This window comes from Pedobacter nyackensis (assembly GCF_032678475.1).
GTDB classification, from domain to species: Bacteria; Bacteroidota; Bacteroidia; order Sphingobacteriales; family Sphingobacteriaceae; genus Pedobacter; species Pedobacter nyackensis_A.
In genome coordinates this window covers 61,892-87,687 of the sequence record NZ_JAVTSF010000001.1, presented here as the reverse complement: position 1 = coordinate 87,687, position 25,796 = coordinate 61,892, and the positions used below count along the sequence as shown (strand labels likewise).

Sequence of the window (25,796 nt, the reverse complement as noted above, 5' to 3'; positions counted from 1 at the left end):
TATTATCTACGTAAAGTAATTATAGTAAATATCTCTAATTAATCCAATGGATTATTCTATCGATTGCATGGATTATTCTATCGATTGCATAAGCTATTCAACAGTATGAAAAAATGGGAATATCCACAACTTCTTACCCGGTTTTTACTTTATTTTTTTAATTTCGGCCTCATCCATTTTTGAAAAAAATGAAAACTGATTTTAACTGTCTATATTTCCTGGAAAACGAGCAATATGTTATCGTAGAAATAAAACGCAATGATCTTTCGGAAGATGCAGATCTCTCCGATGTTTTCCGTTGGCTGGTATTGAACAAAAGTACCCGGGAAGTCCTAAGTTTAATCTTTCGTTCTATGGATTCCTCTGGTGAAGTACAGGAAAGGTTTTTTGAACAAGGTTATTTGAAATTCAATAATGAGAGCGGTACTTATATTGAAAAATTCAATTCTGGGCAGTATCAATTCGAAAACAAAACCGGAACGCCATTACCATTGGAAACCGTTAATACCATTATTGCCTACTTAGACAACTGAACTTAATGTTAAAGCCGATCCATTTTGAAAATGATAAATTATTGATCCACCCCTTTCGTCCGGAAGATTTAAGCAGGTTTGAGGAATTGACAAAAGACATTTTTGATATTCTTTCCGATGATCAAACCTTAAAATTTATACCCGGAAAACGTCTGAATAGCCTACAGGAAGCTGAAACATTTCTACAGACGGCAATCGTAAATTATCATACCGGGCGTAATTATATACATTTTATTACCCATAAGGAACTTGAGAAAGTAATTGGTATAATCGATCTGATATCGCCCGAAGTAGTGAAAGACTATTACAATATGGATCATTACCCATTTTTTATCGAATTTTATCTCAGCGGTTTTGCAAGTGGTTGTTATATCATGTCTGAAATCCTTCCTGTGTTAATCGAACTTATCCTCGACCAGGGAATCGATAAAATCGGTGCGGTAGTCAACCGTGAGAACATCGCAGCAAAGAAAGTCCTGGAGCATGCTAATTTTAACTATAAGGCTCCGTTTGATATTGTACAAGATTTTTACGAAACTATCAGGAGCTGATTTTAAGATGCCGCATCATGTTTATTGTCCTTTGCTGATCTCCCATAATAATTGAAGAGTTTTTCCTTGTAAGCTTCCTCCATCGGCATAGAAGGATCATATTTAGGACTGTGTTTTATTGCATCAACGGATACATCCACATAAACGGAGCTATCTTCCCATTTTACCTGCTCAATCCATTCGGGAGGAAGAATAATTTTTTTTCCGGGAAACCAGTTACCGGTATTTACAATCAAATAATTAATCACCCAATTTTCGTCGTTAATAATAAAATCCTCGACTGTACCTATACTTCCGTCGGTAGCATGAATGTGATATCTGCGGACTTCATCCGTACTACGTAGATGTGGATCAGGAGGTTCTTTTTCATTGCGCTGCTCGGCTATAACATTTTTCACGGTGATCCTTGAATCAATCATGCCGGCCATTCCCATACCTCCATAAAACCCTGCCCCTGCAGCTCCATAGTAAGGCCAGGAATAATGATCATACAACTCGATCTCATGTTGACGGGAGACAGTTTGTTTCGTATCAATATCAGGGCTGTTTTTCACCTGTTCTTTACTTAAATTAACCGGGAATACTCTATTTTTCCAGTCTGGTCGAAGCAAGGCAAGTGGTGAAAGCAGAACTTTACGGCCGGATAACCAACCACCTGTTTTCACCACCAGATAACGTATAGTCCATGTTTCGTCATCAAAAAATAACTCATCCACTTTTCCGATTTCTCCATCAGTTGCACCAATTGTGAAGCCTGACAGACTTTTTACATTGTGTTGCATAATTTTCGTCTTTATTGACGAATAATAAACAAACAATATGGATTAAAGTTTGTGTCTAAAGACGCGATTTCTGAGCTTACTTAACGGCCTTAAAGCGAGCTAATGGTGCCATTCTTGCTTTGTTTAATGTTAGATCATCTCCACTAAGGCTATAATTATCCGCGGCTACTAAAGCTTTATTTAAGCCATTTTCAATCTCCATATTTTCACATGCCATCATCGTCGACATACCTTGAGAGAATTTTATCCTTCCATTATCCATTAATGTAAATGAACCGCCCAACCCATTACAGCCTCCGGAAGCTGAATAACGGCTATCACTTTTCTGTAGCAGGATAAATGGTTCTTTACCATTGATTTTGTCCGCTACCGGCTTGCCTTCAAGTTCAACTAACTTCCACTTACGGTCAGTAATTACATTGCTTTTCATAGTGCCTTCAGTATTTTTCTCTGTAGACGGTTTTTTAAAAATATTACATGCAGCAAGAGACAGCGTGCATAAAATGAGTGTAAAGTATTGAATCCGTTTCATATGATTATTTATTGTAAAAAATGAGCTTACACAAGTTAATGAAAATTTAGCTTAAAAAGCAATACTGTAATATTCCATAGGCCATACTAAGGATAATCAGATAAACGATATTGAGTCGAAGTTTAAATATCAGCATTATGGACACCGTAATCCATAACAAAGCAGTCAAGTCCACTTTTGCCAAAGATAGACCATGAGGGAACAGTACGTCCTTTCCCAGGTATAGCGTAAGATTTAAAATTACGCCCACAACTGCAGCGGTCACAAAACTCAGGACATCGCTGATTACAACATTGCCTCTTGAATGTTCCAATACTGGTCCACCCACAAAAATAAACAGAAAAGAAGGTAAAAATGTATAAAATGTGGTAACTAGAAGTCCCACAGTCCCCATCCATAAAGAGTTTTCGAAATGATTATAACCAGCCATAAAACCGACATAACAAACTACTATAATTAACGGGCCTGGCGTGGTCTCCGCTAAGGCAAATCCATCTACCATTTGAGATTTGCTTAGCCAGTTAAACCTGGATACACTAAATTGAGCTACATAAGGCAAAACAGTATATGATCCACCAATGGTAAAAAGTGCTGTTTGAGTAAAAAACAGGATCATCCCTTTCCAAAAAGAAAAGTCAAAGCTTAAAAAATAGAACAACGATAATGGTAATATCCAAATCAGAAAAAAAATAAGGGATTGTTTAGCCAAGAGCTTTGCATTGAAGTCTTTTCCCAGTCCCTCGGTATTTTTGTTGATATAATAATCACTTTCATTAACCTCACCTTCAGCGTCGTGGCTGGCACCTTTTCTATAAACAAGCTGTGGCCAAATGCGTCTGAAAAACAAAGCAAAAATGATGGCACCAACAATAATGTAAGGCATTGGAATATTAAAGAAAAAAATGCAGGCAAACGCAATTGCAGCAAGTAAGTAATGTAGAAAACCGTGAAGAGCCTTCCCTCCGACACTCCAAACTGCATGGAAGATAATGGCCACAACCGCAGGTTTTAACCCACTAAAAATAGCATCCATCCAAGCTTGATTTCCAAAAGTTACATAAAGAAGGCTAAGTCCCAGCAAGATACACATAGAGGGGAGAATGAAAAATAAACCAGCCAGCAGACCGCCACGCTTTCCATGTAATTGCCAGCCTATGTAAATAGCAAGCTGTTGCGCTTCGGGGCCGGGTAAAAGCATACACAAACTGAGTGCGTGAAAAAACCTACTGTTGCTGATCCATTTCTTTTTTTCAACCAGGAAATCATGCATAATGTTAATGTGGCCCAAAGTTCCTCCGAAACTAATCCAGCCTAATTTAAACCAAAATTTTAAAGCGTCTTTGAAAGTGGGTTTTGTTAGGGGATCTTCTACTTGCATCAAGGATTTCGTGTTCAATAGTATTTTTTTGAAATACACCGAAGCGTACAACAAGAAATACTATTAGAGATAAGGGATAAAGAATGATATAATTCAGTAAGTTTTGTAAACTACAAGGTACACAAAATAATGCTCATTTTGAACAGAATTACGTTTTTACAATATTAAAAAAACAGATAAGCCCTTCAATTTGTTAAGCAATTGTCGAAGACTAAAACAACTACCGTTCACTAATTCTAAACCGACTAATAATGAAAATAGTAAGCGATTTAAACAGGTTTATTGACGCTCAGCGAAATAGCTATGAAACCGCACTCGAAGAAATCAAAAGCGGTAAAAAACGCAGCCATTGGATGTGGTACATCTTTCCACAGCTTAAAGGCTTAGGGTTTAGCAATATCTCAAAACAATACGCTATAAAGGATCAGTATGAAGCTGAACAATATCTTTCCCATCCGGTATTAGGTAGCCGACTCATTAACATCTGCTACGCATTACTTAAATTGAAAACCCGTAATATACGGAGTGTATTTGGCACACCAGATGATCTCAAATTAAAATCATCCATGACCTTATTTGCTTCGCTACGAAATTCAGATCCCATCTTTCAGCAAATACTGGATGAATTTTTTCAAATGCAGCCAGATCAGCAATCACTTGAGATTCTTAATAAGGAAAAGGCACAATCATCAGATTTCTATCTTAAGCATTATCATTGGCGATAATCAGTAGTAATTTGTCTTCATCCAATAAGTGGATCTTTCTACCCTTCAAGATTAAAATTCCAAGATTGGCAAACTCATTTAACACTTTAAACAATGTTTCATAAGTTGTTCCCGCAAATGAGGAGATATCCTGTCGGCTCATTTCAATATTAATATAGCCTTCTTTATCTAATCCAAACTGCTGTTTGAGAGAGATGAAAACTTGTGCAATGCGCGCCTTAACTGACATATGTGCGAGATCACGCATACTTCTATGTGAATTTTGTAGTTCGTTAGCAAAAAAGTTCATTAGTTCATAGGTAAGGTTTGTATTTACTTTAAGCGTAGTCTTAAAAAAATCCATACCCAAAAAGCATACGATCGCGGGTTCAAGAGCTGTAGCGGAAACAGGATAAAGCGGCATTTTTCCAAGCCCCATATGTCCAATAATATCCCCGGAAGCAGCGAAACGAATGATCAGCTCTTTTTCCTTATCCCATCGTTTATGAACTTTAAATTTCCCTTTATAAACAAAATAAATTCCATTTACATGATCTCCCTCGCTAAAAAGCAATTCACCTTTTTTAACTTCAAAATTTCGCTTGCTATGGGTAATAGCCGGAAGCCATTCCGGTAAACAAAGCTGACATAGGAAACAACTTTTAAGATCACACAAATTCCCGCATTCTTTCATATTTCAAATATGCGATTTTTAACACAATACATTCAATGAAATAGATGAAAAATCAAAAAAGTACTAAACTGATAAATATTGTTTAAACAATATTTATTTTGATTTCTTATTTATTGATTTTTATTTAAATATAAAATAAACAATATTAATTACATTGATTGAACTTATAAAATGATAGCTTTGCAACAGTTTTTACACCGATCATTTACATGAAACTGTCATGAGCCTTAACGAAAAAAAAAGATTGCTACAAATATCACTTTTATCAATTACAGTGGCTGTTGTCATCAGTATAATTGCCAAATTTTTGGTTTTACTAATCCATTTGGTCACTAACATCTGTTTCTATGGAAGTTTCGATACTAGCTTCCGTAGTCCCGCGGACAATCATCTGGGATTGTTTGTAATCATCCTCCCGGCTATAGGTGGACTACTGGTGGGACTAATGGCTTTATTTGGCTCTAAAGCGATCAGAGGTCACGGAATACCCGAAGCAATGGAACAGGTTTTAACAAACCAAAGCAAAATCAAGCCATCTATTGCATTTTTAAAGCCGATATCCTCGGCCATAGTCATTGGATCTGGTGGTCCTTTCGGTGCTGAAGGACCTATTATTGCAACCGGCGGTGCCTTGGGCTCAACCATAGGTCAGTTGTTTAAAATCACACCAAATGAACGAAAAGTCATTCTGGCTGCAGGTGCTACAGCTGGTATGTCGGCCATTTTTGGTACGCCAATCGCTGCAGTTTTCCTGGCTATAGAATTACTACTTTTTGAATTTTCGCCAAAGGCCATCTTACCAGTTGCACTGGCCTGCATAACTGGTGCTGCCGGGCATCAATTGCTTTTTGAATCGGGACCTGTCTTCCCTATGCCGGATCTTGAAAGCCCTACGAATTTAGCACTAGGAATTTATAGTGCAATAGGTATCGTCATAGGTTTTATTTCTTTAGGCCTTACTAAAATTGTTTACTGGATAGAAGATGTTTTTGAACAACTACCATTGCACTGGATGTGGTGGCCGGCAATAGGTGGAATTGCTGTTGGCACTATTGGTTACTTTTCCCCTCATACACTTGGCGTCGGTTATGACAATATCACGAGTGTGCTATCAGGAAACGTTCCATTGGCCCTGATGTTGAGTTTGTGCTTTTTTAAGTTCCTTTCATGGGCAATTGCGCTAGGTAGTGGTACCTCTGGTGGTACACTAGCCCCACTCCTAACGATTGGAGGTACAGCGGGAGCTATTTTAGGAACACTAGTTCAGCTATTTTTTCCTGACTCAGGCATCAGTATCTCAATGGCGGCACTTATAGGGATGTCTTCCATGTTTGCTGGTGCATCCAGAGCGTACCTAACCAGCATCACTTTCGCTTTGGAAGCTACTATGCAATCTCATGCGCTGTTACCATTACTGGGTGCATGTACGGCTTCTTATCTGATTTCTTTTTTCTTCATGGAAAACACCATTATGACAGAAAAAATTGCCAGAAGAGGTATCTATACCCCAGATTCTTATGAGCCTGATGTATTAAGAAGAATAACCATTTCAGACGTTCTGGGTAAAGGGTCCAAAACAAATGAAGTATATCATACAAAAGCACGTATGCAACACCATTTTCCTGTGTTAAGAGAAAATGATCCACTTTCTAAAGCGGTTAAATTATTAGCTTCAAGTAATGAAGATTCTTTACCTGTATTTGGTAGCGAGGATTCAACTAAAGTAATAGCCTTATTTACATACAAAGATGTTCTACATGCTTATAAGCTACATCACCAGGAAAATGAACAGGCAGGCGTTAACCTCTCACTGAAACGTGGCCGGATGAAGATGATGATTAAAAGCCGTAGAATGTTAGGCAAAAGAAATCAATAAACCGACTTCCAGATTTTAAATGTGTTTTGGTTTGTTCCTCCTATTTCCCGAATAACGAGACAAAGGTTTTCTTCTCTTTGAGGGAAGTACTTATCAATGATCTGCTGAGTCTGTTGTAGTAATTGTCCGAGATGCTGTTCAAAATCAATGTTCTTGACATTCAAGATCACCTGGTTCATTCTTGAAGAAATGGTGCATTCAAACGTAAATTCTTTTTTGAGCGCTTTTACTACTTTTGATCTCAATTTTTTCATCAAATTCTAAATTTAGTTTACCATTAAACAAAGTTGCTATTGCTAACTAATTTCAACTTTAAACGCTGCCTTCCTTTAATAATTGTGTTAAACATTGTCATTACTTTAATTAATGACTGAATACCAAAGGCAAGTATTTAAAATTAGCAAAATCAAATGGAGGATTGCAAGTAAAAGTTTGTTTTAATGTAACAAATTTGAGATGATCATTTCTTATTCTCATCATTTTCAAGGAACCGCCAGTCGAATTTTTATTCAGTTTAAAATTTGGTTCGATTAGTGTCAGACAAGGTATAGACAGTAAACACTAATTTGCTTTATAGTTATCATATTTATACAGGGTGCACACAGGGTCATTGACCCTGTGTGCACCCTGTTTAGACCCTGTTTAAACCGTGTTTACATATGGTATGACTCTTCCACTGATTTAATTCAAACGAAACTGTAATGTGTCATGTCTGATAGCTCAATTCAAAGAAAGGGTTGCATCATTTTTTGATCAATGATGCAACCCTTTAATCCTATAAATCTTAATTTATTAATACTTCTGTAAAGCACTTACTACTTTGCCCATTCCCGTATATGATGAATAAAGTTCCAGGTCGCCTTGTACCGGTGCAGTCTTAAAGAACTCTATCTTTCCAGAGGTGGACATATTTCCTTCGTCATAAGTTGCTATCATTAGCAGATTGGAGTATTCTTCAGGAATCCAGTAGGCATCTGGTAAGTTTACCTTTAGCATACTGATTTTACGACTCCCATAATCCTTCATCAGTTTGGCACTATTGGAAGCGAAATCGTACTCGTACAATTTGCCTTCAACTGCATAAAATAAATATCCCTGTTGTGGCGTAACAGCAAAATGAGTTGCTTTGTCAATATCGGTAGCATTCATCACCTGATAAGTATACTGGTAGCCAAACGCAATGTTCTTGTAAGGGGCAGCGAACCTTGCGAAATGGTAGACAGACTTATCATTGTCTTTTAATATGGCAGAAACTTCTCCGGAATTATAGAGGCTAAAGCCCATATACACCAGTTTTTTCTTCACATTAAAATCAAAAAGGTTACCGGTTGGCATTGCTGATGCCCCCAGGCTTTCGGCTTTATAGTTGTAGAAAGTTTGGCCTTGTTCATCAAATATGATCGCATTACTTTCGTACCCCGTACTCATATAATTTGCAATAAAGGGCGATGCCGGAAACTTCACATTTCCAGTTCCAATATTGTTAATTGGCGTACTAAAAGGGGCAGCCATTAGAAAAGTAGCATAAATATCATGCTCATTATAGAGATAGGCTCCATACTGTGGACCCTGGTAAAACATAGTTGGCTTAAATGTAGCTACTGAGGGGATTGTTCCTTTAAACTGATAAACAATATTGCTGGAAGGTGCAGCAGCAAATGTTTCCTCGGCCACTAAATTGGTTCCGTCTGATGTACCAATAAAGGTCTGATCACCGTAAAATGGATTTACGATACTGCTCACAAAATAAGGTTTACCTGTAAGTACCAGCGATGATGCAGATTTTGCCAATACATCTGTTACTACATTATATCCGGTACTGGTTTTTGCCAGCATATCTAAACGGGAACCGCCATTAACTTCCGACAGCAGTAAAAAACCACGACTTAGTGCAGATGAAATATTTACAAGAAAACTTTTGGCATAAAAAACTCCTGTTTTCTTATCCACCATTCTAAAAAAAAGCTTGTATTGCCCTGTTTTTAAGCCTAAAACCGTACTTAAATCTTTAGTGCGGGCAAGTGTATCCTGGCTTGTAGAGTTTAGCGAGGTTACTCCCATATTAATCCAGTAAAAATCATAATTACTGTTATCCAGATCTGTTTGTATACTGGCACTCAGTTTTGGTGCAATTTCCAGGACATCGGTAGACAATAATGTGTATTTATTTTCGATGCCACTAATGCTGATCTCATTTACCGGCACCAGGTTTTCTGCATCTTTCTTTTTACAACTCTGCAGAACCGCAAATAGCATCAAGCCTGTAAAAAAAACATATATTTTCGTTTTCATATTTATTCTTTGTAATTAGCTAACAACTTATTTAATGGCAGTGCCCATGCTCATAGCCTGGTCGTTTTCATCCATAATGGTATTCCCCGTAGCATCCTGATAATTTAAATACACCTGGGTACTTCGCGCAATGGCGATCACAAAAGGCCAGTCATATCTCAAAACGTATTGTTCTATCTGACTTAAATTATAGCCGGTCACCGACTCAATGGTTACTACTTTCCTTCTGGAAAATGTGCCAAAATATCTGTCGACTGAACCTACCCACCAATCTGGTTTCATTAAAATATCTGTCATCAGTATTTTGTAGTGGTTCTGACTGATAGTTTTTGTCCCATTTACTATGGCAGCTGTATTTGCCTGAAAATCAGAGTTGGCTACCAGCTGTATGCTTAATTTAAACATATTGCTGAGCATATCTGCAGTACGGTGAACCTTTATGGGTAAGAAAGCATTTACGCTACCGGCCTTAAATAAAACCTGGTCTGGAAACGCATCAAAATGTTTTCCTGCAATCGCTGTTGACGCCGATTGTTCGACCAGCACCTTAAAATAACGGTCTTTATTTTCAGCCTTACCCATAATGGCTACCGGCAAATTAAAAATGGTATCAACTGCATTCTCGGACATGCCGGCAAAAGATAGAATAACAGAATCCCTCCGACTGCGGTCGCCCGGTGCAACATCATTAAAATAGATAAGTTCCTGGCCATGATAGGTTTCGATCTCCGACTTCTTGCAGGCAAAAAAGCTTAGGCAGATGACAATAGCAGGGATATAATATTTAATATTCATAAGGTTATCGGTTTTGGGTTTCACTTAATGGAAGCGGTACAACATAATTTTTAAGGTTCATATTCAGGTTGCCGTTTGCAGCTCCGTTAGGGATTGCTGTTAAGGACTTACGCTTATAAAAAAAGAACATTTGCCCCTCGCCACAAAACTCTTTACGATATTCTTTCTGAATCTCCTGAGCCAGGTTTGCGGTTGTCGCCAGATCGGTTAGTCCACGTGCATGCCTCACATTATTTAAATATCCAATTGCCTGATCAGTATTTGTACTGGTTTCCGCAGCTATATAGTGCATCTCACTCATGCGGATTAGTGGTTGAAACATACGGAACAACAGCCTGGTATTCTGGATATCATCAAACTTAAAAAATGTACGATAGTTTTTACCACCAACAGCGGGGACTTTCCAGCTGGGGTTAAAACGATAGTCTCTTTCGTTGCTTTCAAAAATAGCATTCAATTGTGCGGTAACCGGTGCCAGAATTGATGTAGGTTGAAGTGTAGCCGCAAACAAATCGCGTTGCTGATTGTACATTTCTGAATTCTGAACACCAAAAATTATTTCCGATGACAATACCCTATCCGGGTTAACAGGTTCAGACTCTATAGCTGTTGGTACAACCCATGGAAAAAATGTAGCGGCGGCTGTGATTACTTCCCTGGCGTCATTACCTGCGCCAGTTAAATCACCCCTATAGAGTTTTGCTCGGGCACTTAGTGCTTTAACTGCATAGTAGTTCATTCTGCGGTTACGTAGTTTATAAAAGTCTACAGAGCTTACGCCTGTTAATACTTCTACCCCTTTAGTTCTTATCGGGTCACCTTGCAACAAGGCGGCGGCCTTGCTTAAATCCAGCAAAATTAGTGTCATATCCTGGTTGGCAGGTAAAACAGGCTGTTCATTTACCGAGGTGGAGGTTACATAAGGAATCGCTTTTGCCAATGAATCTGTTTTGTAGACAGGGCCATACAGGCGCAATAAATCGAAATGTAAAAATGCACGCAGTCCATATGCTTCGCCCAGAAGGATATTTTTCTTATCAGCCTGCAATACTGCAGAGGCCTCAAGTGATTGAATAAAGTTGTTTACATTAAGTATGTTTTTATAGCTGGCGGACCAAATTTGGTCCATGGTAGCCATCACTCCGGCATCGGTATACTTGTAACCCGCAAATTGCGCCTTTACATGTGTTCCGGTGCAGTTGTAATACTGTCCCAAAATATCAATAGTACTCATTGTAAGGTTACCTCCATACAAGTTGGGCTTGGCCATACTCAGATAAATTCCGTTCAGAGCTGTGTTTACACTAGCTTCATTAGAAAAAATGGTGACTTCCAATATTCGGTCTTTGGGTTTTACATCCAGAAACTTTTTGCAGGATGTAGTAGTAACCAACACCGCAATAAACAGGATAAAATAGTTAAATGTTGTTTTATTGATGCTCATAATTTCCTGGATTAAAATGATGCGTTGATACTAAACGATAAATTATTGGCAAACGGATAATCTATTCCGCGTTCGGCTCTGATACTTGATAAGCGGAAAATATCATTTGCATAAGCTGTTAACCGGAGACTTTGCAATCCTGCCTGTTTGATCCAGCCGAATTTATCTTTTCTAAATTCGTAACCAGCACTAATGGATTCACCCGATAACAAGGATTCTTTCTGTACAAACCGGGATGACATACTCGTAACTGAATTGATGGCAATAGATTTAAACCTGGCCAGATCTCCAGGCTGCTGCCATCTGTCGTACAATGCCCTGCGGTCCTGATTGTTTTCAATCTGGGCCACACTAATGTTCTCAACTTTATTGTAAAGAGCAGTGTTAAAAATGTCAGCTCCTAATCTGTACCTTAAATACAAACCCATAGAAAACCCTTGATAACGTAAATTCGAGCTGATCACGCCTTCTACTTTCGGACGGGAGTTTCCTACCTTAACAATGTCGACTGCATCATAATCAAAAGTATACTCGCCATTCCTTTTCAGGAAAACTTCCTGGCCATTGGCAGGGTTAATGCCCATCGAAGGTACTGCCCATATATCATCAGGGCTATAACCATCTGTATAACGGTTCAGTTGGTTATTGTTTAATTGCTGTTGATTCAGGTTACTGGTGATAGCTCCAAAACCGTTGAACTTATTTTCATACATCGTCCCCTGCAAACCCAGTGTCCATGTAAAATCTTGCTTTGTCTGCTGAATAACAGCATAGCGAAGGATTGCCTCGACACCTTTGGTTGTGAGGTTACCCATATTCAAAGGAAAATCTGATAAACCTGTAGAAGATGGCAGGTTTAATGCCACAATTAATGGATCGGTAAGTTTATGGTAAGCATTGAGCGTTACAGATAGGCGGTTGTGAATGCCTGAAAAATCTGTTCCCACGCTAATCTGCCTGGTGCTTTGCCAGGCCAGGTTAGGGTTCCCCAATGCATCTATGTTCGTTCCTTGTCCAAAATAATTGGTATTAACATCAAATTTATAAACTGTTGATGATTGGAAACTGCCAAAATTTTGATTGCCGGTAATACCAATATTCCCTCTTAACCTAAACATATCTATCCAGCCTATGTTTTCCAGGAAGGCCTCACGGTGTAAGTTCCAACCTAGCCCCACTGCCCAAAAAGGCGAGTAACGTTTTGCTGAACCGAACGCTGTCGAACCGTCCAAACGATAGGTAGCATCCAACAAGTACCTATTGTCGTAAGCATAATTTACACTAAATAGCATGTTGGCCCTATGTACGGTTACATCATTATAAGCTGGTGAGGTATTGGGTTTATAACTATAGCCGAAAGAAGGGATTCCTTCTACACCGGCGGGAAAGCCAACAATAGCAGTTTCAAGAAACGTATTTCTTGAATTAAAAAGTTCAGCTCTTAAATTCGCAGTTATCACATGTTTTTCTTTAAATACTTTGTTGTAAGTCAGCATTCCATTGAGCTGGTAATTGAAGCTGTCGTAACGCTGACTGTTATACGTCCCACGTTCATAAATGGAGACTCCATCAAAACCAGTATTTTCCGGAGAAACAAAACTGGTAGCCGTCCTAATTGATTTGCCCAATTGAAGTGTTGGGGTAAAACGTAAATCGCTGGTAATATCCCAATTCATTGACAAGTTATTCTGCACTGCAAAATTCTGGTTCTTATTATAAGAATTTAGCTGAGCATTGTAAAATGGATTAGCAACTCTATATCCCGGATCATTGACCTCACTAGCTCTGCTGTCTTCCAGATATCGTGGCGGTTTATCACCCCAGTTGTCCTGATAATACGGATTGATATTTACATATTTGGAAAACGAACCATAAGGCGAATCTGTTGCATCGTAACCGTTGATGAAAAATTGGTTAGAGATATTTACTTTACGCTTTCTATAGCTCAGGTCAATGTTGGCACCCCAGGCGTCCCTGCCAGAGCCTTTCATTGTACCTGTAATGTTCTGATAATTGGTACCTACGCCATACTGAAATTCTTCAGAACCACCGTTAACGTACAAGGAATGTTTATTACTGAACCCAGTTTGTAGAGGTTTATCTAACCAATAGGTGTTTACACCAGACAGCACTCTTTTTAACCGGGCATTGTACAGACTGTCCAAAATAAACCCATTGTCTAATCCGGCACTTAAAAAAGGAGATTGTGTATAGCGGCCTGCGCGGCGCTCAAATTCAAGTTTCTCTGCAGCACTCATCATGTTGTAACTGTGCAAGTCGTACATCTCTAACCTAAAATCTCCGCTATAGTTAATTCTTACACTTCCAGGTTTAGGCTTAATCGTTTCCACCACTACTACCCCATTTGCGGCCTGTGCCCCATACAAAGAGGTAGAAGCAGCATCTTTAAGAATACTGATAGAGGCAATTCGGCTCATATCCAAGTCTGTAATCGTACGTAAAGTAGTTGGAAAGCCGTCCAGAATAAATAGTGGCTGGTTAGGATCTACACTAAATTTATCTGTTAAATTGTCTCTTGATAAGCTGGTTTTTCCACGTACTTCTATTTGTGCGACCCGGTTTGGGTCTGAGCCAAAGTTTAAGTTATCCGGCATAATGATGGAGGGATCTAAAGATTTAATACTTTCGATCACGTTCATGTTCCCGACATTCCGCAATTCCTTAGCTGTGATGGTAGCTGTAGCTCCTGTAAAACTTTCTCTCTTACGTGTAAAAATCCCGCTATTGATGGTTACTTCATTCAATTTAACATCTTCAGGCTCAAGTTTTACCAGGTACTTAACAGTATTTTCTTTAATGAGTACTTCCTGGCGTTTGTAACCAATAAAGCTTACCACAAAGTCTTTATCTGTATCTTCTATAGCCAGTTTGGCCAGTCCAGCATCATTCGTACTTGCACCTCCTCCACTTTTTAATTTAACGCTGGCTCCTATAATGGTTTCATTGGTTGCTCCGTCCTGTACTGTCACCTGAATATTTTTTGACGATTGGGCCGGATGATCAGCTGGTGATTTAAGTTTCAGGATAATCACATTACCGTCCACACTGTAATATAGCGGCTGTGACTTAAACAGTTCAGCAAGCAAATCGGATAATTTCATTTGCTTAACGGAAATGGATACCGGAAGAGCTTTGTCACGGGCTTCATTACTATATACAAAATTGAATTTGGTTTGTCGTTGAATTTCATTGAGTACTGTAGCCAGCGGTTGCCGGTCTACCGATAAAGTTACCTGCTGTGCCCTGACTTTATAATTAAAGGCCGACAAAAAGACAAGTAATAAAAAAATAGTAAGTTTTTCTTTCATTAAATTGAGTTTAGTTTGTTGATGAATAAATAGTGTGGATTTCTGCAGGCTGGTTATGCCTCAGTTTTTTATAAATAAAGACGTTGTTATTTTAGTTTACCTGAAATAAAAACCTGGTTACCATCAATTTTGAATTTAACGTTCCCCGTTGCCTCAAGCTGTTTCAATACTGCGGAAATCTGGCTGTTTCGAGGTACAGCTCCCGTAAAAGTGAGCTTAGGGTCTAAAGATTCATAAATGAGTTTTATATCGTACCATCTGGCAATTTTGTTCATAATTTGCTGCAGGCTTTCATCTTCAAAAACAAACATACCATCTTTCCATGAGGCTACGCTTGCTGTATTTACAGGCCTTACAAATAGGTTACTACTATTCTTTTGATGATATGCCTGTTGTCCTGGAACCAGAATTCTAGAGTTTCCTCTTAGTGACACATCTACTGCTCCTTCAAGTAAACTAACCATCGATACCTGGTCTGACTTATAGCTGGAAATGTTAAAATGTGTTCCCAGAACTTTGATGGACAACTCATTACTTTTAACAATAAAAGGCTTCGATCTATCTTTATGTACTTCAAAATAACCTTCTCCGATAAGCTCAACTTCCCGTGTTGCAGCGGTGAAAACAGTAGGGTATTTTAAGCTTGACTCTGAATTTAGCCAAACCCGAGTGCCATCCGGTAAATCAACCCGGTATTGACCGGCACGGGGAGTTGCTACGGTGTTGTAAACTGGTTCTGTAGCGTTGTTACTGATCTGACCGTCCTCGACATAGATAATTCTACCGTCTGCCAGTTTTTTAACAACTACCCCCTCCTCATCCGCAATTTGTCCGTTGGCAGTTTCGTCTAACACTACTTTTTTGCCATTTGACAGCGTAAGAATGGCTTTATTACCTCCCGGAGCAATATCCTGATGCTTTTTTAGCAATGCCAATTGCTTAGGATGGTTTGATCTGTTCAAAATCGAAAAAAGACTTACAGAAAAGATGATTAATATAACAGCTGCGGCTGCGTATTTATACCAGTTTATAGGTCTTATTGGCGATACTATTTTTGTATGAATGCGTTTCTTCACATTTTCTCCAATACGTTCTCCAATACGCTTCAGCTCTTGCTCATCTATAATTTGTCCGGCACTTGAGGCTTCCTGGTGCAACCAAACGTCAAGCATCAGCTTTTCCTCTGGCGTACACGTCTCATCCATGTACTTGTTTAACAGCTGTTTTAGTTCCTCATTATTCATAGATACTTAGGCTTATAAACATAGGTATCCAAATACAGCACCTGGTAGTATGCCTAAAATCAAATAAAATGTAAATGATTGATTTATAGACATAAAAATTAATTTAATGCTGCTGATTTAAAAGAAAAATAATAATAACCAGCTTAATAGCCCCAGACCGGTCTGCCAATACCATCCTAAAATACTTGAGGGAAAGCTGGATTTGCTTTTTTACAGTTTTCTCAGAAATATTTAATTGTTCGGCGATTTCTTTATGGCTCAGTTGGTCCATGCGACTCAGTCTAAATACTTCTTTCATCTTAGCAGGCAGTTTGTCGATTTCACTCTCTATTAGTTCATTGAGTTCACGTGCATCAAAAGCCTCGTTAATTACATCCCTTCCTTCTTCAAAAAAGTGAGATAAGGATTCGAAATAATTATTTTTACCCAGATTATTGCGAATATAGGCCATACTTTTAAAACGAATGGCTCCATACAAGTAAGAAGATGGCGACTTAATTTCATCAAGTTCTGTACGTCTTTGCCAAAGCGAAACAAAGACCTCTTGGACTACATCCTGTGCTTCCACATCGTCTTTTAAAATTCCAGACGCATATCTGTATAGCTTTTCCCAATGGCGATTGAAAAGATAATCGAAAGCCTCCATATCATTGTTTACAATTAAGGCAAACAATTCAACATCTGTAGTATTGAGGTTTGGTTTAACTTTCATAAATACAATCAAACACCTGTATACATTTAAATATATGTGTGTTAAAAAATTAAGAATCATGCAAAGCTAATAAAATTATTAATCTGCTAAGGGTTTACAAAATCTGTAAACCAGGTTTACAAAATAGACCAGTCCATAATTTTATTTTGAAAGTAAAAAGATCTGTAGTCTTTACTGCGATGAATGGCTTCAGTTACGAAAAAAAGGAGTAAATGACATCAATTACTTCATTGAATAATCAATTTAATTTGTTCCAGTAATCAACCGATTGCATTAATCTCGAATAAATGGTTGACAGAGTTATAAATAGATTTTATTTTAAATAAAAAAAATCATTAACTTAATATAACTATTGTAGTTATCACTCAAGTAATTAGACACCCTAAATTCTAAACGCATGAAAAAATTATTTACTTTACTACTGTTTGCCATACTGGCCAATACCATCCAGGCACAACAGAAAAAAACTATTACAGGTACTGTTTTAGATGAACAAAAAATGCCCCTTCCTGGTATTTCTGTATTAGAAAAAGGGACATCAAATGGCACCAGTACTGCTGCCAATGGAAAATTCTCACTATCAGTTAATGCCAATGCTATATTGGTATTTTCCTCTGTTGGATATTCTAAAATAGAAATTCCGATAGGTAGCCAATCTAATTTAAACGTTACCATGAAAGCTGGAGATAACCAGCTTGAAGAAGTTGTGGTAACGACGGCCTTAGGTATTAAAAAACAAAAACGGGAGTTAGGTTTTTCAGTTACTGAATTAAGCGGTAGCGATTTAGCAAAAACGAATGAAATTAATCCTATTAATGCACTACAAGGTAAAGCCGCCGGTGTACAGATTGACCAGGGAGGTGGTGGTTTATTTGGAACTTCCAAAATCGTAATCCGTGGTAACTCTACGCTTGGTACCAACAACCAACCTATATTTGTTGTTGATGGGGTAATTATGGATAACGGTGTTTTTAATGGAACAGGACGAGATTTTGGTAACGATTTAAAAAATCTGAATTCAGACGATTTCGAATCTGTATCTATTTTACGTGGTGGTGCAGCAGCAGCATTATATGGCAGCAGGGCGATTAACGGTGTAGTTTTAATTACCACTAAAAAAGGAAGAGCACAAGATGGATTCGGTGTTTCGCTATCTCAAACTGTAAATGTTCTTTCACCTTATGCTGGTCCGGATTTTCAAAATGAATTTGGCGGCGGATCTGTCGGTGCATTTTTCACAGATAATAGAGAACCTAATTATAAAGATACAGAAAACTGGACCACCAAAACTTTTCCTATAGATCCGGTAACAGGCAAACCCTACATTGACAGACAAATTAATAGGGAGCTGGAAAACTGGGGGCCACGCATGTTAGGTCAGGATGTGATAAATTACGACGGTACCCCTACTAAGTATTTACCACAACCAAACAACTTTTTGCAGGCTTTTCAAACTGGTGTAGGTTCAAACACCAATATAGCAGTTGATGGTGGTAATGAAAAAATGACTTTCAGACTTTCCTACAACCACAATGAAGGCAAAGGTGTTGTCGCAAACAATAAATTTGATAAAGATGCTTTCGATTTAAGGGCAACCCATAAAATTAATAAATTCATTAGCGTTGATGCTGGAATTAATTACAGCAATTTTAATGGAAAAAATCCTCCTCGTCTTGGTGGTCTGGATGCATTTGCTTCCTATAATTTCGGCAAGCTGTTTAGCTGGATTTTGCCTCGTAATTATGACACCAATTATTGGATGAACAAAGATAAATATACAAGTTCATTGGGCGGTGCTCCAGATCCCGGCAATTCATCAGAAACCAATAAGGCACCGGAATCAAGATTTTGGTTTAACCTTTTCGAAAACAACTATTACCAACGCGAACAATTGCTACGTGGACGTGTAACTGTAACGGCCGATTTAACACCATGGGCAAAATTTATTGTGGAAGGTAACATCAATAATATCTACCTGAAAAATGAAACTAAAGAATTGGGCGAAGGGACCAATTTTTCCGGGGGATCTTATCAGTTGGGCTTTCAACAAAAACTTAGCAAATACATGAAAGGAATGTTTGCCGTGAACAAAGAACTCAATAAAGACCTTACCCTAACTGGATATTTAGGTGCTGAGTTGCAAAAATTTGAATATTCAGATGTAACCAGCGCAACAAGTGGTGGTTTATTGTATCCCGGCAGTTATTTTATTGGAAATTCTGTAAACCCAGCAGTTACAGACGGTGGTATTAGTTTCGGAAAAGAAATGCAATCGATATATGCCAGTGCAGATTTTGGTTTTAGGAATATGCTGTTTTTACAAGCGACCTGGCGTGGTGACTGGTCATCAGCATTAACCTACAGTAACGGGACAGGGAATAACTTTTTTAACTACCCGGCGGTCAGTCTTTCCTGGATTTTTACCGACATGCTTAAACCTTTGCCATCTTGGGTCAGCTTTGGTAAACTAAAAGCCAATATTGCAGCATTAGGAAAAGATACTGATCCTTATATAATTAATCCGGGTTATTCGTTTAGCGGATTTAGCCGTACCAATGGCAATACTATTCCTACTTCTACGTACTCAAGTAGTGACGTATTACAGCCAAATATTAAACCCGAGCGTAAAATTAGCAAAGAACTTGGATTAGAAATGCGCTTCTTGAAAAGCAGAGTAGGTTTTGATGTCACCTTATATAGAGACAATACAAAAGATCAAATATTACGTATTCCGGCTCCCCGTGAGGCGGGCGTTAGTTCCATCCTAATCAATGCCGGGAACATTCAAAATACCGGTATAGAGATTACTTTAGATGCCAACCCGGTAAAAACAAGTAACTTTAACTGGAATACGGCCGTAACATTCTCAAGAAATAAAAACAAAATTATTGAACTTTACCCTGGTAGAAACGAATTTGACTTAGGCGCTAACATTGGAGAAGTGAGTACCTGGGCAGTTGTAGGTGGTTCTTACGGTGTTTTACGTTCGCAAATCAACTCAAAAGCTTTTCAGGCCAAGGATGCTAATGGAAACAATATCAGTGATCCCAGAAATGGCTTACCTATTTTATCATGGCGATCAGATGCAAGAGCTGCATTTCCGGCACGTAGTAATGAGTGGCAGGATATTGGTGATATCAATGCGAAATTCCGCTCAGGTTTTGACAATACTTTCACCTATAAAAATTTTAGTTTAAATGTATTGCTTGATGCCAAAATTGGTGGTGATTTTGTTGCCTTAAGTTATCGTTTTGGTACACATACCGGTGTTTTTCCAAACTCAGTAGCAGGCAGGGATGCACAAAGTGGTGGTATCACCTGGACCAGCGCATACGACAATCAAACTTATGATGACGGTAGAGTCGTTGAAGGGGTTTTTGCTCCTGGCCAAACTGTTACTCAGGCCAATGGAAACGTTGTCAATGTTGGCGGAATGACTTTTAAAGAAGCTTTAGATAAAGGCTTTGTAGAGCCAACGCACACCCCGCAGTTCTTTTACCGTTATGGATCTTCATCGACTGGTGTATCTGATTACTGGGTGCTTAAAAATTCGTGGATCGCTTTGCGACAAGTTGCCATAAGCTACAATGTTCCTAAAACGTTTACGCAAAAATTAAAACTAAAAGATTTGTCGATTGCAGTAGTTGGACGTGATCTGGGTTATTTGTACCAATCATTGCCTTATAATTTCAATCCTGCGTCAAACAACTCTAATAATACTGCTTTTTCTGGCGAACAGGGATTTTTACCTAAATCGAGAAATTTCACCTTTTCTTTAAAAGCGAATTTTTAACAACACCACTAAATAGAAATATCATGAAAATATATATAAAATTCAGATGTACAATGCTATTAACGGCGATGCTGTTAACCGGGCTCATTTCTTGTAAAAAAGACTTTGGCGAAATCAATTCAAATCCTAAAACAGTTACTACGCCAGATATTAAATTTTTATTTACCTATTCCCAAGACAAAGTAGTTACTTATCAGGGCACCGAATGGGTTTGGGAAAGCTTGGAACAATTGATGCGTTTTACGCAGCATATTACAACAGATCCTTATGAATTAACCAACAATGTAAATACCAGGTACAATCAATTTTACGCTAATATTCTCCCTAACCTTTTCGAAATCAGAAAACAAATAGCGGCAAAACCTGATAAAGACAATTATCGTAAAATGGAAGCATTGACTTACATTTTGCAAGTTTTACATGGCATTAAAGTTACCGATATGAACGGTTCAATACCCTATACACAAGCCATGAAAGGACGCTATGAAGGTGGTTTTAGTCCGGTATACGATAAACAGGAAGTTTTATTCGACACCTGGCTGCAAGAACTGGATAACGCCATTTCCGTTATTTCAAATAATGGTCTGCCAAATCAAAATTCTTACGGTACTGCTGATGTATATTATAAAGGAGATTGGATAAAATGGGTAAAATTAGCCAATTCATTAAAACTACGTATTGCTGCCAGATTAGAGAGTCAAAACAATGCTAAAACCCGTACTATTTTCCAACAGGTAATGCAAAATCCGAATGGGGCAATAGAAACCCTTGATGATCAGTTGAACTATCAAAACATGGATTATTTACCATTTGGTTCCTCTGGAGATATCAATTACCGCAGTACCCGCTATGCTACCATTTCAATTATGAAATTTCTAAAAAGTGCCAACGATCCCAGGATAGGGATTTACTTTGAGCAAAATGATTTGAGAAACAATTTCAGAGATTCTTTAATCAAATATAACGTTACATTGCCATCATTTATTAGTCTGGCCGACCCGCTTATTATGTATCAGGGTGGACCAGCAGAATTTAATACAAATCCAACAATTGCTAACTATCTTAAAAATTCCTTCCCGGTGGGGCCTACCGCAAGGTATTTCTTAATCTCGCCTATCAATCGTCGTTTCTTTTCGCCACGCTACAACAATGTCAGTGTAACTGCTCAGTTTAGAGAAGTAGTTTTATCTACAGCAGAAACCTGCTTTCAAATTGCAGAATTTGTGCAGAAAGGTTACGCAGGTGGGGCAAACACCAGGGGAACTGCTGAAGACTGGTATAAAAAAGGCATTGCAGCCTCTATAAAAAGTATGGACAACATTGCTACGGCTGCCGGGTTACCTACGGTTTTAACAGGTGATGGCAGTACAGAGATCAATGCTTATCTGGCCAATGCCAATGTAGCTTTTAACGGCGTCAACAACCTGGAACGGATTTATATCCAGCAATATCTGAACTTGTTCAGAAGCCCTAATGAAGCTTTTGTTTTCTCCCGTCGTACGGGATACCCGAAATTTTCTTCAACATATTATGCCAGAGAAGTATTTAACGAGGTTATTCCACGTAGATTCTGGACTACCGACCCAGGTGAAGTTAACAGGGCCAACTGGAACACTGCACTTTCTGAACAAGGTTTTACACCTAACGCGCAAGATGTGCCTACCTTGAACAGCCAAAGAATATGGTATGATAAAAATGCACCAGCCTTTGGGAATGGACAATAGTTTAAACTAATAAACTGAAAAAGACCAACATGCTATTGTTGGTCTTTTTCAGTTTTAAACAGTTTCCCTGGTTTTTTGCTGCTAAACTATTCGCTCTTAACTATGGTATCAGCATTTATCCGAGATCGTAAAGTATCTTCTTTCTTTGTATTCCAGTATCCACAATCCAATTCCATAAATACAGACGTATAGGGTAATAGAGACTCAGTTTTCAGGACAACAACTTTAAATAAACGAGAAGCCTCATCTATTTTTTTGAAGATTTCCCCATGTGGGATCTCCTGTATCTGACGTTTTGCCCAGACCTGTTCAATTTCCTTTCTGTATGAACCGATCCCTGGAACCAGTTTTTCATCTAAATAGTTGAACTCGGAATCCTGATAGATGATGGGTCTGATATGCGACTGCCCAGCCAACATACCGTCCACAGTTCGTACCACATCAATCATCGATGCTCCGGTGTTGATGACTGTAATATCGGGATTATTGGGTGCCGGATAAGCCTTATCCACGATCAGGATCCAATTGCGATGTCCTAATAAGGGCAGTTGCTGCTGCACGGAATCCTGCCATGTATCTGTGCGCTGGCATGCGCCTGCTGTGATCAACAACAGGATTGCCAGTAAACCTTTAACTGTTTTTATCATGACCATACAATTGTTAATACGTCTCCTTTTTTCATGTTTAGTTCCTTCCTGAAAGCTATCACTACCTTCCCTGATACCTCTTGTAGCACTGATATTCGTAATGGACTACCATTTAAAGTCGCTTTAACACGATCTTGTTGAACTGCGGTAACCTGACTTTTACCCAATGCTAAAGTGAGCAGCTGTAGCGTGCCATAAGCCACAGAAAGCTTACTCTCTTGCCCACTTGCACTTTGTGCCTGCTCATAGCTACCCCAAGCTTCAGCTGTGGTATATGCCCCTTTAAATCGTTCCGGTGAAACCTTTGGCGAGAAAGACAGGTACTTTCTAGGACCGTGGTATTCATAACCGCAGGCATTTAGGAAAGTGCCATAACTTGCCATCGCGCGGGCGTAGTGGTCGCTACATTCTATTTCGTTAAACGGGTTACGTTTTGCCCCATGGTACCGGTCATTGATAACCCTGGTGAGTACAAGACTTTCATTAACCATCCCTTCAGCCATCATGTGTGCAGCTACCTGATGCTCAAATCCGGACATACATTCGTGGAAGTAGCCCAGTTGCCAACCCACATTATCTCCATAAGGCTTTTGCTCATTACCAGGATTGGTATTCATCACCATACCACCTTCGCCTGCCAATGCATACGGGCGGCCGTTTAGGTGGGTCTTGATATAAGGTCCTACATCCATTGTGAAATTGTATTTCCACAGCGCTTTCAACGCGGCAAGCGTCTGGGTCTTGTCATTGATTCGCGGCATGCCCACCTGGAACGTCCAGGCTTGTCCATACACCTGATCAATATGACAGGTATTGTAGGAACCCAGTTTTTGTCTGCCTGATGCTTTATCCGGCCTATGAATATAATATTCACCATTAAACAGTTCCTTATCCATATTCGCCTTTCCTTTCTTCACATAACCGGCACATAAGGTTTCGAAAGCTTTGTCCCCCACTTCCTTTGCCATTGCCCCGCCAGCCTGTACAGCTGCCAGACAAAGTCCTACGATCCAGGCAATTTCTCCTTCCCAGACTGCGTCCAGGGTATTCTCCATTGGCGTATCCGTCATCCCATCGCCATTCTTGTCCTGATCAATTACAAACTGTATGGCTTTCCTGAGGTTGCTCCAGTTCTTTGTTAAGAAGGTACTATCCTTTGACATTTGGTGTTCTCTATAAAAACGGAGTATAATCCCTGCCTGGCCATCTATTGCTGGTCTATGCTCATACTCAGCTCTAAAGATGATTGCTCCGGTTTCCGGTTGAAAAGCAATACCCAGATCAGTGACTTCACGCAGATTTCGCTCCAGGTCCGGGAATATACGCCCCATCGCCTGGCCATATTGCCAAACGTGCGTACAAGTTCCCGCACAGGCACCAATACCTTCCCAGCCCCAGAACCGACCTGTAGCAAATCGGTATGTATTAGCCGTAGCCAAGGTTCCAATGTTGACAAAAGTCCTGTCCAGGAACCAGTGCGGCAAGGTAGAGTCGTTCCATGTTTCAGCCCAGCGTCGGGTCTCCGTATTCAGGTAGTTTGCGTGTTCATTATAATACCTCAATACCTCGAACGCATTGGCGAACCGGGTTCCATACCAGTAGCCATTCTGTGCATCCTTTATCTTTTCTCTTAAATGAGGCTGTGGATTGTTGAAAAACCAGCTGATGGCATAAGAGACCTGTGTGTTCCCTTTTGCCGGTATGGTTCTTTTGAGGGTAAGACTCCCTACCTGTAGTGTTCCGAAACCAACTTCACTTTCAATGCTTTTATCAGTTTCCGTTATCAGATCAGAAGGATTGATTGGCCATGATTTAACCTGCGTACAGGCCAGTGCCTGACTATCCTGGCAGGATATCGCCATAGAACCGTGATCACTAGCCTTAAGATCTTTCTCAGGTACCCCCCTACATTCGAAGAAAATAGACTTCGCCCCATCCATACTTTTTGCAACGGCAACTTTTTTAACTGCATCAAACTCTTTTCGGTTCTTATGCACCCCATTTTCCATCCATCCACTGATTATCACATCCAACGGTTGATCACCCTTGCTAACGATTTCAAGATGCAAGGTAGTCATCGGTAAAGATGAATTGTCCGTATCTAATGGAATAAAGGGTGAGTAGGCTGTTAGTACAACATTGACAGGGAAATCTTCACTGCTATAGGTCACCTTACAAGTCGGATAAGCTGCTTCGAAAACAATCTCGTCCCAATGTGTTTCTCTAAGTTCCTTCACCCATTGTTTACCTTTATGGTTTACCGAGATAGCAAACCCCTGCTCCAACACGCGCAGATTGTCGGCAATAGCGGGTTCGATATAGGCCGAACCATCTCTGGGCCTGATTTGTACCTGTTCTTTCCCGTTATTCCAGCGTACCAGTTTAGATTCAATTCCTTCCTTGATTCCATCATACGACTCGTTATAGATCTGCCAAAGCCACAACCTTCCATCACCACCTATATAAACGGTACCTGCCTGAAGTCCCCCCACAGGCATACCAAGGTATTTTAATTCATTTTTGCTCTTGCGGTATGTAGTCTTTTCCCCTCTGTCATATAAGGAAGACAACCATTTCGGATCGATCGCTTTATCTGCCGGGATATTGTGTATTGGTTGATCCCATGCAAAGATACTACGAGACCATGCGGGGAACTGTGTGGCTAATACCGCCAGTCCCGTCAGACTCGAATTCTTTAAAAAATTTCTTCTATTCATTATCAGCAATTCATTTGGTTAGTTATGTGTGTTCTCTTATGCAAATTAA

19 protein-coding genes are annotated in these 25,796 nt (G+C 39.3%); 6 read left to right on the top strand and 13 right to left on the bottom strand.

The annotated features are described in order from the left end of the window. Window positions 1-188: 188 nt before the first annotated feature. Together R2Q84_RS00355 and R2Q84_RS00350 are read left to right on the top strand one after the other, a co-directional pair. Window positions 189-533: a hypothetical protein gene (locus R2Q84_RS00355; RefSeq protein ID WP_316814525.1), complete on the top strand. Its 345-nt coding sequence runs from the start codon at window positions 189-191 to the stop codon at window positions 531-533. A 5-nt stretch (window positions 534-538) separates the two neighbouring features. After that, complete coding sequence (locus tag R2Q84_RS00350) at window positions 539-1,084, top strand: GNAT family N-acetyltransferase (protein WP_316814524.1); 546 nt, start codon at window positions 539-541, stop codon at window positions 1,082-1,084. Window positions 1,085-1,086: 2 nt separating this feature from the next. On the opposite strand, the gene R2Q84_RS00345 is transcribed toward R2Q84_RS00350, so the two are convergent. The 3 genes from R2Q84_RS00345 to chrA all read right to left on the bottom strand — a co-directional run bounded on the left by R2Q84_RS00345 (window position 1,087) and on the right by chrA (window position 3,794). Next, window positions 1,087-1,866: a PRC-barrel domain-containing protein gene (locus tag R2Q84_RS00345; protein WP_316814523.1), complete on the bottom strand. Its 780-nt coding sequence runs from the start codon at window positions 1,864-1,866 to the stop codon at window positions 1,087-1,089. Between the two features lie 76 nt (window positions 1,867-1,942). After that, complete coding sequence (locus tag R2Q84_RS00340; protein ID WP_316814522.1) at window positions 1,943-2,398, bottom strand: META domain-containing protein; 456 nt, start codon at window positions 2,396-2,398, stop codon at window positions 1,943-1,945. Between the two features lie 46 nt (window positions 2,399-2,444). Next, window positions 2,445-3,794, bottom strand: coding sequence for a chromate efflux transporter (chrA, locus tag R2Q84_RS00335; protein WP_316814521.1), 1,350 nt, complete (start codon window positions 3,792-3,794; stop codon window positions 2,445-2,447). Between the two features lie 233 nt (window positions 3,795-4,027). Here chrA and R2Q84_RS00330 point away from each other — a divergent pair, with 233 nt between their 5' ends. Beyond that, the gene (locus R2Q84_RS00330) at window positions 4,028-4,501 is read left to right on the top strand and encodes a DUF1810 domain-containing protein (RefSeq protein ID WP_316814520.1); all 474 of its coding nucleotides are present in this window, start codon (window positions 4,028-4,030) and stop codon (window positions 4,499-4,501) included. On the opposite strand, the gene R2Q84_RS00325 is transcribed toward R2Q84_RS00330, so the two are convergent. Then, window positions 4,479-5,174, bottom strand: a complete 696-nt coding sequence (locus R2Q84_RS00325; protein WP_316814519.1) for a Crp/Fnr family transcriptional regulator — start codon at window positions 5,172-5,174, stop codon at window positions 4,479-4,481. The two genes, R2Q84_RS00330 and R2Q84_RS00325, sit on opposite strands and share 23 nt — an antisense overlap. 220 nt (window positions 5,175-5,394) lie before the next feature. Here R2Q84_RS00325 and R2Q84_RS00320 point away from each other — a divergent pair, with 220 nt between their 5' ends. After that, complete coding sequence (locus R2Q84_RS00320) at window positions 5,395-7,050, top strand: chloride channel protein (protein ID WP_316814518.1); 1,656 nt, start codon at window positions 5,395-5,397, stop codon at window positions 7,048-7,050. Here the strand turns inward: R2Q84_RS00320 and R2Q84_RS00315 are convergent. From R2Q84_RS00315 to R2Q84_RS00285, 7 genes are all read right to left on the bottom strand, one after another. Continuing rightward, window positions 7,044-7,304, bottom strand: a complete 261-nt coding sequence (locus tag R2Q84_RS00315; RefSeq protein ID WP_316814517.1) for a hypothetical protein — start codon at window positions 7,302-7,304, stop codon at window positions 7,044-7,046. The two genes, R2Q84_RS00320 and R2Q84_RS00315, sit on opposite strands and share 7 nt — an antisense overlap. Window positions 7,305-7,842: 538 nt before the next feature. Then, window positions 7,843-9,342: a PKD-like family lipoprotein gene (locus tag R2Q84_RS00310; protein WP_316814516.1), complete on the bottom strand. Its 1,500-nt coding sequence runs from the start codon at window positions 9,340-9,342 to the stop codon at window positions 7,843-7,845. A gap of 27 nt (window positions 9,343-9,369) precedes the next feature. Beyond that, on the bottom strand, window positions 9,370-10,137 hold the full coding sequence (locus R2Q84_RS00305; protein WP_316814515.1) for a DUF4843 domain-containing protein: 768 nt from the start codon (window positions 10,135-10,137) through the stop codon (window positions 9,370-9,372). A gap of 4 nt (window positions 10,138-10,141) precedes the next feature. Next, window positions 10,142-11,581 (bottom strand): RagB/SusD family nutrient uptake outer membrane protein, encoded by a 1,440-nt coding sequence (locus R2Q84_RS00300; RefSeq protein WP_316814514.1) that lies wholly within the window; start codon window positions 11,579-11,581, stop codon window positions 10,142-10,144. Window positions 11,582-11,592: 11 nt separating this feature from the next. After that, window positions 11,593-14,910, bottom strand: a complete 3,318-nt coding sequence (locus R2Q84_RS00295; protein WP_316814513.1) for a SusC/RagA family TonB-linked outer membrane protein — start codon at window positions 14,908-14,910, stop codon at window positions 11,593-11,595. An 86-nt stretch (window positions 14,911-14,996) separates the two neighbouring features. Next, a complete protein-coding gene (locus R2Q84_RS00290; RefSeq protein WP_316814512.1) occupies window positions 14,997-16,154 on the bottom strand; it encodes a FecR family protein in 1,158 nt (385 codons plus the stop codon). Between the two features lie 103 nt (window positions 16,155-16,257). After that, the gene (locus tag R2Q84_RS00285; RefSeq protein WP_316814511.1) at window positions 16,258-16,866 is read right to left on the bottom strand and encodes an RNA polymerase sigma-70 factor; all 609 of its coding nucleotides are present in this window, start codon (window positions 16,864-16,866) and stop codon (window positions 16,258-16,260) included. A 397-nt stretch (window positions 16,867-17,263) separates the two neighbouring features. Here R2Q84_RS00285 and R2Q84_RS00280 point away from each other — a divergent pair, with 397 nt between their 5' ends. Both R2Q84_RS00280 and R2Q84_RS00275 read left to right on the top strand, forming a co-directional pair. Continuing rightward, a complete protein-coding gene (locus R2Q84_RS00280) occupies window positions 17,264-20,659 on the top strand; it encodes a SusC/RagA family TonB-linked outer membrane protein (RefSeq protein WP_316814510.1) in 3,396 nt (1,131 codons plus the stop codon). Window positions 20,660-20,682: 23 nt separating this feature from the next. Beyond that, on the top strand, window positions 20,683-22,383 hold the full coding sequence (locus R2Q84_RS00275) for a SusD/RagB family nutrient-binding outer membrane lipoprotein (RefSeq protein ID WP_316814509.1): 1,701 nt from the start codon (window positions 20,683-20,685) through the stop codon (window positions 22,381-22,383). Between the two features lie 86 nt (window positions 22,384-22,469). Here the strand turns inward: R2Q84_RS00275 and R2Q84_RS00270 are convergent, their stop codons facing one another. Both R2Q84_RS00270 and R2Q84_RS00265 read right to left on the bottom strand, forming a co-directional pair. After that, window positions 22,470-23,030 (bottom strand): hypothetical protein, encoded by a 561-nt coding sequence (locus tag R2Q84_RS00270; RefSeq protein WP_316814508.1) that lies wholly within the window; start codon window positions 23,028-23,030, stop codon window positions 22,470-22,472. Then, window positions 23,027-25,747 carry a GH116 family glycosyl-hydrolase gene (locus tag R2Q84_RS00265; protein WP_316814507.1) on the bottom strand — a complete coding sequence of 907 codons (2,721 nt, stop codon included), beginning with the start codon at window positions 25,745-25,747 and terminating at the stop codon, window positions 23,027-23,029. Before R2Q84_RS00265 ends, R2Q84_RS00270 begins: the two co-directional genes overlap by 4 nt. Between the last annotated feature and the right edge of the window lie 49 nt (window positions 25,748-25,796).